The 11,448-nt window shown below is 71.2% G+C and carries 10 protein-coding genes; 7 read left to right on the top strand and 3 right to left on the bottom strand.

From position 1 onward, the window contains the following. The first annotated feature begins 17 nt into the window (after positions 1–17). From ACO2RJ_RS09950 to ACO2RJ_RS09935, 4 genes are read left to right on the top strand one after another with little or no spacing between them, the layout of a single operon-like run. The gene (locus ACO2RJ_RS09950) at positions 18–938 is read left to right on the top strand and encodes a sulfite exporter TauE/SafE family protein (RefSeq protein ID WP_423267845.1); all 921 of its coding nucleotides are present in this window, start codon (positions 18–20) and stop codon (positions 936–938) included. Next, a complete protein-coding gene (locus ACO2RJ_RS09945) occupies positions 935–1,714 on the top strand; it encodes a TIGR02186 family protein (protein WP_423267844.1) in 780 nt (259 codons plus the stop codon). The genes ACO2RJ_RS09950 and ACO2RJ_RS09945 overlap by 4 nt, the downstream gene beginning before the upstream one ends. 20 nt (positions 1,715–1,734) lie before the next feature. Beyond that, positions 1,735–2,214: a DUF3429 domain-containing protein gene (locus ACO2RJ_RS09940; RefSeq protein WP_423267843.1), complete on the top strand. Its 480-nt coding sequence runs from the start codon at positions 1,735–1,737 to the stop codon at positions 2,212–2,214. 57 nt (positions 2,215–2,271) lie between these two features. Further along, a complete protein-coding gene (locus ACO2RJ_RS09935; RefSeq protein ID WP_423267842.1) occupies positions 2,272–3,024 on the top strand; it encodes a hypothetical protein in 753 nt (250 codons plus the stop codon). Between the two features lie 191 nt (positions 3,025–3,215). On the opposite strand, the gene pdeM is transcribed toward ACO2RJ_RS09935, so the two are convergent. Next, on the bottom strand, positions 3,216–3,932 hold the full coding sequence (gene pdeM / locus ACO2RJ_RS09930) for a ligase-associated DNA damage response endonuclease PdeM (RefSeq protein ID WP_423267841.1): 717 nt from the start codon (positions 3,930–3,932) through the stop codon (positions 3,216–3,218). A 291-nt stretch (positions 3,933–4,223) separates the two neighbouring features. Further along, positions 4,224–6,695, bottom strand: a complete 2,472-nt coding sequence (locus ACO2RJ_RS09925) for a ligase-associated DNA damage response DEXH box helicase (RefSeq protein ID WP_423268951.1) — start codon at positions 6,693–6,695, stop codon at positions 4,224–4,226. A gap of 199 nt (positions 6,696–6,894) precedes the next feature. Between ACO2RJ_RS09925 and hrcA the strand changes: the two genes are divergently transcribed. After that, positions 6,895–7,986 (top strand): heat-inducible transcriptional repressor HrcA, encoded by a 1,092-nt coding sequence (gene hrcA / locus ACO2RJ_RS09920; protein WP_423267840.1) that lies wholly within the window; start codon positions 6,895–6,897, stop codon positions 7,984–7,986. Between the two features lie 112 nt (positions 7,987–8,098). After that, positions 8,099–9,325 (top strand): GGDEF domain-containing protein, encoded by a 1,227-nt coding sequence (locus ACO2RJ_RS09915; protein WP_423267839.1) that lies wholly within the window; start codon positions 8,099–8,101, stop codon positions 9,323–9,325. A 15-nt stretch (positions 9,326–9,340) separates the two neighbouring features. On the opposite strand, the gene ACO2RJ_RS09910 is transcribed toward ACO2RJ_RS09915, so the two are convergent. Beyond that, complete coding sequence (locus tag ACO2RJ_RS09910; protein WP_423267838.1) at positions 9,341–10,174, bottom strand: uracil-DNA glycosylase; 834 nt, start codon at positions 10,172–10,174, stop codon at positions 9,341–9,343. Between the two features lie 294 nt (positions 10,175–10,468). Between ACO2RJ_RS09910 and aqpZ the strand changes: the two genes are divergently transcribed. Then, positions 10,469–11,209, top strand: a complete 741-nt coding sequence (aqpZ, locus tag ACO2RJ_RS09905; RefSeq protein ID WP_423267837.1) for an aquaporin Z — start codon at positions 10,469–10,471, stop codon at positions 11,207–11,209. The last annotated feature ends 239 nt before the right edge of the window (positions 11,210–11,448 follow it).

Here is an 11,448-nt window from a genome sequence, read left to right as displayed (position 1 = left end):
GCCCCGCGGCGGTCCGAATGCAGATCTACCTTCCGATCGCCGAACTGCCGGTCAACGTCCTGCTGGTGATCGGCATGGCGCTCGCGGTCGGCTTCATCTCCGGCATGTTCGGCATCGGCGGCGGCTTCCTCATGACGCCGCTGCTGATCTTCATCGGCATCCCCACCGCCGTCGCCGTCGCCTCGGAGGCGCCGCAGATCGCCGCCTCCGCCTTTTCCGGCATGCTGGCCTATTGGCGGCGCGGCGCGATCGACGTGAAGCTCGGCCTCGTGCTGCTGGTCGGCGGCGTCGCCGGCTCCGGGCTCGGCGTCTGGTTCTTCAACGCCATGCGCGACGCCGGCCAGCTCGAGGCGATCATCGCGGTCGCTTACGTCGTCGTGCTGGGCGCGATCGGCGGGCTGATGCTGGTCGAGTCCGTCCGCACGGTCTCGCGCCGCGGAGCCCCGCCTCCGCCGCGGCGCCGGGAGGGCCGCTCGGTCGTGGACCGTCTGCCGCTGAAGATGCGGTTCCGCCGCTCGATGATCGTCGTCAGCGTCATCCCGCTGCTGGCGCTCGGCCTGTTCATCGGCTTTGTCGGCGCCGTGCTCGGCATCGGCGGCGGCTTCCTGTTGGTGCCGGTGCTGGTCTACGTCTTCCGCGTGCCGACGGCGGTCGTCGTCGGCACCTCGCTGTTCCAGATCCTCGTGACCATGATCGCGGCGACCTTCCTGCACGCGACGACCAACGCCTCGGTCGACGCGGCGCTGGCCGTCCTGCTGATGCTCGGCGGGTCGATCGGCGCGCAGTTCGGCGTGCGGGCCGGCCAGAAGATGCGCGGCGAGCATCTGCGCCTGCTGCTCGCGCTGCTGCTGCTCGCGGTCGGCGCCCGGTTCCTCGCCGATCTCACCGTCCGGCCGGCGGATCCCTTCTCGGTCGTCGCCGCGGAGCCCCGCTCGTGATCCGCGGGCTCGTTCCGGTCGCGCTCGCGCTCTTCGCGACGATGACGCCCGCCCGCGCCGCGTCGGAGCGCCTGCTGCTGACGCTCTCCTCCGACCGCGTCGTGATCGCGTCGAACTACGCCGGCGCCGACATCACGCTGTTCGGCGCCGTGCGGCCGGAGGGCGCGGCCGCGGCGCGTCCCGGACCCTACGACCTCATCGTCACCACGCGCGGTCCCCTCGAAACCCTGACCGTGCGCGAGAAGGGCCGCGTCGCGGGCCTCTGGTTGAACCGCGACAGCCGCTCGTTCCTCCACGCGCCGTCCTATCTCAGCGTGCTGTCGAACCGCCCGCTGGAGGCCGTCGCCGACGCCAGCCTTCGCGCCCGCGAAGAGCTCGGCCTGGCTGAGACGCTCGCCGCCCCCGGGCGCGGGTCGGCCGAGATGCCCGCAGCCGAAGCCGCGCGCTTCGCCGCCGCCCTGCGGCGCCTGCAGACCGCGCGCGCGCTGTGGCGCGAGGATCCCGAAGGCGTGAGCTTTCTCGACCCCGCTCTGTTCCGCGCGACGCTGCGGCTTCCGCCCGACACGCCTCTCGGCGACTACCAGGTCGAGGCGAGGCTGTTTTCGGCCGGCGAGCCGATCGCCCGCGAGACCATCGCCTTCCATGTCGTCAAGGCCGGCTTCGAGGCGCGCGTCGCCGAGCTCGCGGAGACCCGGCGCGTCGCCTACGCCGCGGCGACCGCGACGCTCGCGCTCCTGTTCGGCTGGCTCGCGAGCGTTATGTTCCGGCGCGACTGAGGTTGAGGCCGGGGCCCGCCATGACGCTCATCGCCTCCGAACCGATTGCCGATGACCGCGAGGCGCCGACGGTTCCGCTCGCGCTCGGGCTCGGCGGGCTCGCGCCGTTCATCGGCCTCGCCTTGGCGATCGCGCTGGGCTACCGCGATCTCCTCGGCGTCGACGCCGCCTTCGCCCTCGTCGCCTATGGCGCGACGATTCTGTCGTTTCTGGGCGGCGTGCATTGGGGGCTCGCGCTCAGGCATCCGTCGGCGGAGATGCGCGTCGCGCTCTACGTCGCCGCCGTGGTTCCGCCGCTGTGGGCCTGGGTCGGGCTGCTCGCGGGCGGCGCCCCGGGTCTCGGCCTGCTCGCCGCGGGCCTCGCCGCGCACGGCGTCGTCGACGCGACCCGGGCCAACCGCTTCGCCGCGCCGCGCTGGTACCCGCGGCTTCGGCTGCTGCTCGCCATGCTGTCGACGATCGCGGTGACCGCAGCCGCCGTCGTCGTCGCCCATGCATAAGAATGTCACGGTCTCTGATGCAGGGATGGGCATCGGATTGAAACGGCGTGCGCGCTGATGATAGTTTCGAAGCGATCGGTTCTCGCCCTGGGGGCTTCGGGTCTGTTGGTTGTCAGCGTTTTTCGTCCTCGGGCGCGGCTCGCGTGGACCGCGTTCGTCGCGGCGGCGCTCGCGATCTCGGTTCAGCCGGCCTTCGCCGCGGATCCCGCTCCTGCGGCCTCCGAGCGCGTGGAGGCGGCCTGGACCGATCCGCTGACCTTCACGTCGCCGTTCTCGTCCTGCAACATGAACTGCGCGGTCCACGTCTTCGCCGGCGCCTATATGAAGTCGTCGATGACCTCGATCTTCCTGAAGGGCCGCTCCCCCTCGAGCTACTCGGTGGGAGGCTCGACATTCGTGGGCGCCGACTTCTCCCGCGAGGTGGTCCGCTACGGCGATCTCTGGGCGTTCGAGACCGAGATCGGCATGGGCAAGCGCTTCGGCGGGCAGACCGAGGTCGAAGCCTGGGCCGCGCTCTACTGGCGCTGGAAGGAGTTCCCCTGGAACGACGTCGTCCGCACGTCGGTCGCCGTGTCGACGGGACTGAACTACGCCTCCGACGTCTCCCGCGTCGAGCGCGAGAAGTCGCCGGACCATCAGTCCAGGCTGCTGCACTATCTGTCCCCCGAAATCACCTTCGGGCCGCCCAGCAATCCCAATCTCGACCTTGTCGTCCGATTCCATCACCGCTCGGGCGGCGAGCTCGGCGTGTTCGACAACACGGCGGGCGGCTCGCAATACATCACCGCGGGCATGCGCTACCACTGGTGAGCGAGGCGCCGGCCGGCCTGGTCGGCCCGCGAATGCACGCGCGCTTCGCCGTCGTCCCGGGCCTGTCCCGGGACCCATAACCACGACGGCGCTCGACTGGGCTCGACGCGGCGGCAATGGATTCCGGGACAGGCCCGGAATGACGGCCTTGGGTGGCGCGGCCCAAGTGTGAGGCCGTCCGGTCTAAAAACTCAGTCCGGCCTGAGGCCCCAGCCGGCGACGGCGTAGACGCCGGTCTCGCCCAGCATCCAGGCGGTGAGGGAGCCAGCCGCGAACAGGCCGCCGAAAGCGGCGTCGCGCACGTTCAGCCCGCCGGCATAAGCCCCGAACGCCGGCAGCACCACGCGCGCGCCGTCGGTCGCGAAGCAGCGCCGCCGCAGGGCCCGGCCGCGCACGGCCACCTTGGCCACGGGGTGCAGATGGCCGGCGAGCTCTCCGGGGCTGGCGCCGGCCTTCGGCTCGTGACGCAGCGTCAGCGTCCCGATCCCGGTCTCCGCGCAGGCCTCGCCGCCGCAGCCGACCGGCGGCTCGGGATCGTGGTTGCCGGCGACCCAGATCCAGTCGCGGCCGGACTGCAGCGCGGCGAGCGTCTCGCGATCGCCGTCCGCGAGCCGCTGCGGCCCGCCGCGGTCGTGAAAACTGTCGCCGAGCGCGATCACGGCCCGGGGACGATAGGTCTCGACGAGGCGCGCGAGCCGGGCGAGCGTCGTCGCCGTGTCGTAGGGCGGCAGGAACTGCCCGCGCCGCGCGAAGGACGAGCCTTTCTCGAGATGCAGGTCCGCGACGATCAGCGCGGCCGAGCCGGGCTCGTAGAGCGCGCCGGACGGGTGAGCGATCAGCGCGACGCCGGCGACGTCGATCGTGGGCTCGAGCGCGTCTTGGCGGGGAAGGGCGGCGGACAGAATCATCCGGCGGAACGTAGCAGGAACCCGGCGAGCCGGTCCATGCCACGACGGCAGCGACTCGGACGAGCCGGCGTTTCCTCAGCGCTTCGTAGCGTCCGGAACGGCGGTGTGCTGCGCCATCCCCCAGCCCAGCGCGGCGGCGAAGATTCCGAACATGGCGAGCACCCCCGCCACCACGATCACGGTCTCCAACGGCATCTGCGTGTCTCCTCTTCGACGAGAGGAGTTTCGTCGGGTTTCGCGACGGCGCTTTGATCCCGATCAAGACGGCCGCGCGAAGCGTCGCCGCGGCCGTCAGACCGGCCCCATGGCTTCCGCCACCAGCGTCTCGGCCGCCTCGCGCAGCAGCACGTCCTGCGCCGCGCCGTAGACCGGCTCCCGGCCCACCTCGAGCAGGATCGGGACCGCGAGCGGCGAGACCCGGTCCAGGGCGCGATGGGTGATCTTCGCCTTGGTTCGGGCCAGAAACTCCGACACCCGTTCGAGATCGATCAGGCCGCGCGAGGCGTCGGCCCAGGCCGCCCGCAGCAGCACGTGGTTCGGCTCGTGGCGGCGCAGCACGTCGTAGATCAGGTCGGTCGACATCGAGATCTGTCGGCCCATCTTGCGCGGCGCGCCGACCACGTTGCGCTCGATCAGCCCGCCGATGATCGCGCAGCTGCGGAAGGTCCGCTTCATCAGCGCGCTCTCTGCCATCCAGGCCTCGAGGTCGTCGCCCAGCATGTCCTCGTCGAACAGCTGGTCGAGCGACAGCAGGCCGCCGTCGATCATCGCGGAGAGGTCGTTCAGCCCCCAGATCGCAAGCGCATGGTCGCTCGCGACGAAGCCGAGCGGCCGGGCGTGCGCCCTCTCCAGCCGGCGCGTCAGCAGCATGCCGAGCGTCTGGTGCGCGAGCCGGCCCTCGAACGGGTAGGCGACGAGAAAGTGCTTTCCCGCCCGCGGGAAGGTTTCGACCAGGAGCTTGTCGCGGTCAGGAACGAGCGAGCGCTCCGCCTGATAGGCCAGCCATTCGCGCACCTGATCGGGAAGCGCGCACCAGCTCGCGGGATCGTCCAGCATCGCCCGCACGCGCGCCGCGACGCCGGTCGTGAGCGGCATGCGCCCGCCGACATAGGTCGGCACCTTCGGGTTCTCGGAGGCGGACCGCGAGACATAGATCTCGTTCTCGATCAGCGCCTCGTATTTCAGCACCTCGCCGGCGAACATGAAGGTGTCGCCGGGCGACATGCCGGCGACGAAATACTCCTCGATTTCGCCGAGCGTGCGCCCGCCGTAACTCGCCTTGCCGACCGCGCCCCCGGCGGCGCGGCGCACCTTGCCGAGCCGGACCTTGTAGGAGACGGCCTCGATGATGGTGCCGACGTTCATCCGCCAGCTTTGCGCGACCCGCGGGTTCGAGACGCGCCAGAGTCCGTCGCCGGTCTTGCGGATCTTGGCGAAGCGCTCATAGGAGCGCAGCGCGTAGCCGCCGGTCGCGACGAAGGCGACGACGTCGGCGAAGGTCGCGCGGTCCAGGGCTGCGTAAGGAGCCGCGGAGGTCACTTCGGCGAACAGCGCGTCCTCGTCGAAGGGCCCGCCGCAGGCGACGCCGAGCACGTGCTGGGCGAGGACGTCGAGCGAACCCTCCTTCGTCGCCTCCGCGTCCTGCTCGCCGTCGAGCGCCGCCGCCCGGACCGCCTCGCATTCGATGACCTCGAAGCGGTTGGCGGGCACGAGGATCGACTTCGAGGGCTCGTCGAGCCGGTGGTTCGCGCGCCCCGTCCGCTGCAGCAGGCGCGAGGAGCCCTTCGGCGAGCCGATCTGGACGACGAGATCGACGTCGCCCCAGTCGATCCCGAGGTCGAGGGTGGAGGTGCAGACCACCGCCTTGAGGCGGCCCTCGCCCATCGCCGCCTCGACCTTGCGGCGCTGGCCGACGTCGAGCGAGCCGTGGTGGAGCGCGATCGGCAGCGTGTCTTCGTTCAGCCGCCACAGCTCCTGGAACACGACCTCGGCCTGCGCCCGCGTGTTGGCGAAGACGAGCGTCACGCCGTGCGCCTTGATCGCCTCGTAGACCTCCGCCAGCGCATGGCGCGCCACATGGCCGGACCAGGGAAGCCGCCCGTCGGTCGCGTGGATCGAAATGTCCGGCGCCGCGCCGCCGCCGATCCGCACGAGATCGGCGAGCGGGGGTCCCCGCCGCGGGTCGACCAGCCAGCGGCGCAGCTCGTCCGGCGCCCTCACCGTCGCCGAAAGGCCGACCGTGACGGCCTCGGGCGCCAGCGCCCGGACACGGGCGAGCGCCAGCGCGAGCTGGTCGCCGCGCTTGGTCGGCGCGAGCGCGTGCAATTCGTCGACGACGATGCGGCGCACCGTCTCGAACAGCCGCCCGGCGCCGGGATCGCCGATCAGCAGCGCCATCTGCTCGGGCGTGGTCAGCAGGATGTCCGGCGGCCGCTCCTTCTGCCGCTTGCGGCGCGAGGCCGGCGTGTCGCCGGTGCGGCCCTCGATGGTGACGGCGAGCCCCATCTCGGCGACCGGCCGGTCGAGATTGCGCGCGACGTCGACCGCGAGCGCCTTCAGCGGCGAGACGTAGAGCGTGTGGACGCCGTCATTGCCGGCGCGCGGCGCCTGCGCGAGCTCGACAAGGCTCGGCAGGAAGCCCGCGAGCGTCTTGCCCGCGCCGGTCGGCGCGATCAGCAGCGCGTCGCGGCCCGCGCGGGCGAGGCCCATCAGTTCGAGCTGGTGCGGGCGGGGGGTCCAGCCGCGGCCGGCGAACCACCGCATGAAGCGGTCGGGCAGCACGTTCGCGGCGGCGGGGATGGGGCCAGGGACGGTCACGTCCCTCAGATAAGCGCGGCGCGCGGCGCGGGGAGGGCGCCGCCGGCCGACGCGCCGCTTGATTGCGCGGCGCGAACCCGAAAGAGTGAGCCGTCGCGCCGACGTCATTGACCGGCTGTCGGCCCCCAAAGGATCTCGTCCTCCAATGTCGTTCGAACGACGCACGCTTCTGGAATCGACCGCCAGCCTCGCCCAGCTCGACCGCCGCTCGCGCGAGATCTTCCGCTCGATCGTCGACAGCTACCTCACGACCGGCGAGCCGCTCGGCTCGCGCAACATTTCGCGCCTGCTGACCGTCGCGCTGTCGCCGGCCTCGGTGCGCAACGTCATGGCGGACCTCGAGGCGGCGGGGCTGATCTACGCGCCCCATGTCAGCGCGGGGCGGCTTCCGACCGAGCTCGGGCTGCGGTTCTTCGTCGACGCCATGATGGAGATCGGCGACGTCAGCCCGGAGGATCGCGGCGCCATCGAGCGGCAGGTCAGCGCCGCGCGCCGCGACAACTCCTTCGAGGACGTGCTGACCGAGGCCTCGACGCTGCTCTCCGGCCTGTCCCGCGGTGCGGGCGTCGTGGTCGCCACCAAGCAGGATCCCGCGATCAAGCACATCGAGTTCGTCGCGCTCGAGCCGACGCGGGCGCTCGTCGTGCTGGTCGGCGAGGACGGCTCGGTGGAGAACCGGGTTCTCGACCTGCCCAAGGGATTGCCGAGCTCCGCGCTGGTCGAGGCCTCGAACTTCCTCAATGCGCGGATGCGCGGACGCACGCTCGGCGAGGCGCGGCTCGAGATCGAGTCGGCGCTGACGGCCGCGCAGTCCGAGCTCGACGAGCTCACGGCGCGCGTGGTCGCCGCCGGCCTCGCGAGCTGGGGCGGCGGGCCGGCCGGTTCGCTGCGCCAGCTGATCGTGCGGGGCCAGGCCAACCTGCTCGAAGACCTGAAGGCGATCGAGGACCTTGAGCGCGTGCGCCTGCTGCTCGAGGATCTCGAGGGCAAGAAGGAGGTGATCGACCTGCTCGGCCGCGCCGAGGAGGGCGACGGGGTGCGCATCTTCATCGGCTCGGAGAACAAGCTGTTCTCGCTCTCCGGCTCGTCGATGATCGCGGCCCCGTTCCGCGACGGCGACAAGAAGATCGTCGGCGTGCTCGGCGTCATCGGTCCGACCCGTCTGAACTACGCCCGCATCGTCCCGATGGTCGACTACACCGCGCGGGTCGTCGGCAGCCTGCTCAGCCAGGGATGAGCCCGCGGCGGCGCCGCTTTGGTAACCACGGCGACGGTCCAGTCGGCCGCGAGGCTTTATTTAAAAATTCGGGATTACTCTTCTATCGGTTCGTTCGCAGGAGGTTCCGGCGATGAGCGCATACGAGGCCACGGCTGACGAAGATGGACGGCTCGCCGCCCTGGCGCGCTACGACATCCTCGACACGCCTCCCGAGGAAGCGTTCGACCGCATCACGCGTCTCGCGCAGAAGATCTTCCACGCGCCGATCGCGACCGTGTCGCTGCTCGACGGCCATCGGCAGTGGTTCAAATCCGCCCAAGGCCTGACGGCCTCCGAGACGCCCCGCGACATGGCCTTCTGCAATGTGCCGATCCAGCGGCGTGCGCCGCTCGTGGTGCACGACGCCGCGGCCCATCCCGAGTTCCGCGACAACCCGATGGTGGTGGGCGAGCCCCACATCCGCTTCTACGCCGGCGCGCCGCTGAAATCGCCGGACGGGCATGTCGTCGGCACGCTCTGCGTGATGGACCGGGAGCCGCGGACCTTCGACGACGCCGATCTCGCCGTGCTGATCGACCTCGCGCACATCGTGACCGACGAACTCGAACTCCGGCTGCTCGCCAATGTCGACTCCCTCACCGGCGCGCTGTCGCGGATCGCGTTCCGCGAGGAGGCCGGCCGCGCCGTGGCGCTCGCGAAGCGTCACAAGCATCCGTTCAGTCTTGTCGTGCTCGATCTCGACCACTTCAAGCAGATCAATGACGAGCATGGCCACGCCTTCGGCGACACCGTGCTCGCCCGGATGGCCGCCGCCTGCCTGCGCGAGCTGCGCACGTCGGACGCGATCGGCCGCATCGGCGGCGAGGAGTTCGCGATCCTGCTGCCGCATGCCGGCGCCAAAGCCGCGCAGGACGTCGCCGAGCGCCTGCGCCGCGCGGTCGCGGCGGAGCATGTCGTGGCGCAGGGCGTCGTCATCCCCGTCACGGCGAGCCTCGGCCTCGCCAGCGTCACGCGCGTCACGACCGATTTCGACGGCCTGCTCGCTCATGCCGAGGCCGCGCTGTCCGAGGCCAAGGCTGCCGGGCGGAACCGCGTCGTCGCGTCGCGAGTCTCGAACGACGCCGTGGAGGCGGTCGGACAGCGCGTTTTCAAGGGCGGCCGCATCCTGTTCAACCATGGCATGTCGAGCCGCGACTGCACGATCCGCACCCAGTCCGACGTCGGCGCAGGCATCGACGTCGCCGACGCCAGCGGGTTGCCGGAGCGCTTCGATCTGCAGATCGGGGCGGATCGCACGCTGATCAGCTGCCGCATCCTGAAGCTCACCAGCCGGCGGGTCGAGGTGGCGTTCGAATAGGGAGGCCCGCGGCCGCTATTCCCCCTCGAGCGCCCGCTTGATCGCCTTGAGGTCGCGCCAGGCGAGCTTCTTCTGGGCGGGGCTCCTCAGAAGATAGGCCGGGTGCAGCGTCGCCATCGCCTTGATGCGGCGGCCGGTCTCGTAGTCGAGCCAACGGCCGCGCAGCTTCAGGATGCCGTCTTTCGCCCGGAACAGGCTCGACGCCGCGGCGCCGCCGAGCGCGACCAGAACGTCGGGGTCGCAGAGCTCGATCTGGCGGCGGATGAAGGGCAGGCAGGTCTCGGTCTCCTGCGGCGTCGGCGTGCGGTTGCCGGGCGGCCGCCACGGAATGACGTTCGCGATGTAGACCGCCGACCGGTCGAGCCCGATCGCCGCGAGCATCTGGTCGAGCAGTTGGCCGGAGCGGCCGACGAAGGGCAGGCCGGAGAGGTCCTCCTCCCGCCCCGGCGCCTCGCCGACCAGCATCAGCTTCGCGCCCGGCGCGCCATCGGAAAAGACGGTGCGGCTCGCGGTCGCCTTCAGCGCGCAGCCCTCGAAGCGTTCGAGGATCGCGCGCAGCTCGTCGAGCGAGGCGGCGGAGGCCGCGGCCTCGCGCGCGGCGGCGGCGGTCTGGTCCGGCGAGGCGAGCCGCGCGGCAGGGTCGCCGGCCAGGCGGACGACGCTCGGCGCGACGGCCGTCGCAAATCCCGCCGGCGGCTCCGGCGCGCGCGCGATCGCCGGCGCCGCGCGCGCGGCGCTCTGGGCGTAGCGGTCCTGCGGCGTCTCCTCGATCGCGACGTCGACGCCCATGGCGACGTACCATTCGAGCAGAGCTCGGGCGTCGTGAGGCGTGGGCGGGGGAGCGGACATCGGCCGATCTTAGCCGCCGCCGATCGCGCCGTCGCGCGGCTTCGCGTCGTCGACCGCGCGCTCCAGCCCGCCGACGGCCTCGGGCGCCTCGTCGCGGAAGGCGATCCCGGGGCCAAGCGAAGGTCGCCGCGGCGGGGCGCTCCAGTATTCGCCGGCTCCATGTCCGGCGTATGCGTGTGAATATCGGACAATTCGACCAAAATTGTCATGGACGGTCGAGCTGAACAGGGGTTCACTGCGCGCCAGCTGGATGTCGTCGTTCGATGCGTCTAGCCATATCAGGGGGGTATTCAGGTGAGCGACGATCTTGTCCGGCGGGTGGTCGCCGAGTTCTTCGGCACGTTCTGGCTGACCTTCGGCGGCTGCGGCGCCGCCGTGCTGTCGGCGGCGTTTCCCGAGCTCGGCATCGGCTTTCTCGGCGTGTCCTTCGCCTTCGGCCTCACGGTGCTGTCGATGGCCTACGCCGTCGGCCACATCTCGGGCGGCCATTTCAACCCGGCGGTGACGCTCGGCCTCTGGTCGGCGGGGCGCTGCGCGAACCACCATGTGCTGCCTTATATCGTCGCCCAGGTGGCCGGCGCGATCATCGGCGCGGGGGCGCTCTACCTCATCGCCTCCGGCAAGGCCGGCTGGGTTCCCGCGGGCTTCGCCTCCAACGGCTATGGCGAGCTCAGCCCCGGAAAATACGCGCTCGGCGCCGGCTTCCTCACCGAGCTGCTCGCGACCTTCTTCTTCCTGTTCATCATCATCGGCACGACGTCGAAGGGCGCCGCCAGCGGCTTCGCCGGCATCCCGATCGGGCTTGCGCTGACGCTGATCCACCTCATCACCATTCCGGTCACGAACACCTCGGTCAATCCGGCGCGCTCGACCGGCCCCGCTTTGTTCGCCGGCGGCGAATACATCCTGCAGCTCTGGATGTTCTGGCTGGCGCCGATCGCGGGCGCCATGGTCGCGGGCCTGCTGGCGCGCTGGCTCTACGAGCCCTCGGGCATCGACGACACCACGGTGGTCGAGCAGCGGCACGTCTCCTGAAGCCTCGGGGGACGCGCGGGGCGACGGCCGGGCCGCCGCCCCCCTTCCGACGGTCATCTCGCCGCGGACTTTCGTCGCCCTAGCCTAGTCGTGCTGCGGATGCGAACGGTTCCAGACGCAGGGCGAAGCGCGTTGGGAGCGAGAGGCATGGCGGACGAGCCGGACGGGACGGAGACCAAGGCGGCCGCAGAGGCGCATGCCGGCGAGACGCCGAACCCGGCGCCGGAAGCCGATCTGCC

Origin of the sequence: Hansschlegelia sp. KR7-227 (assembly GCF_049446035.1) — a bacterium.
Lineage (GTDB): Bacteria > Pseudomonadota > Alphaproteobacteria > Rhizobiales > Methylopilaceae > Methylopila.
The sequence above is the reverse complement of the archived record's forward strand: the minus strand, read 5'-3'. Positions and strand labels throughout refer to the sequence as shown.

Bases quoted from the DNA above. Each gene is read 5' to 3' on its own strand.
- ACO2RJ_RS09925 (WP_423268951.1), bottom strand. From the start codon at position 6,695: ATGCGGTGGTTCGCCGGCCGCGGCTGGACCCCCCGCCCGCACCAGCTC.
- hrcA (WP_423267840.1), top strand. From the start codon at position 6,895: ATGTCGTTCGAACGACGCACGCTTCTGGAATCGACCGCCAGCCTCGCC.
- ACO2RJ_RS09915 (WP_423267839.1), top strand. From the start codon at position 8,099: ATGAGCGCATACGAGGCCACGGCTGACGAAGATGGACGGCTCGCCGCC.
- ACO2RJ_RS09950 (WP_423267845.1), top strand. From the start codon at position 18: ATGCAGATCTACCTTCCGATCGCCGAACTGCCGGTCAACGTCCTGCTG.
- ACO2RJ_RS09940 (WP_423267843.1), top strand. From the start codon at position 1,735: ATGACGCTCATCGCCTCCGAACCGATTGCCGATGACCGCGAGGCGCCG.
- pdeM (WP_423267841.1), bottom strand. From the start codon at position 3,932: ATGATTCTGTCCGCCGCCCTTCCCCGCCAAGACGCGCTCGAGCCCACG.
- ACO2RJ_RS09935 (WP_423267842.1), top strand. From the start codon at position 2,272: ATGATAGTTTCGAAGCGATCGGTTCTCGCCCTGGGGGCTTCGGGTCTG.
- ACO2RJ_RS09910 (WP_423267838.1), bottom strand. From the start codon at position 10,174: ATGTCCGCTCCCCCGCCCACGCCTCACGACGCCCGAGCTCTGCTCGAA.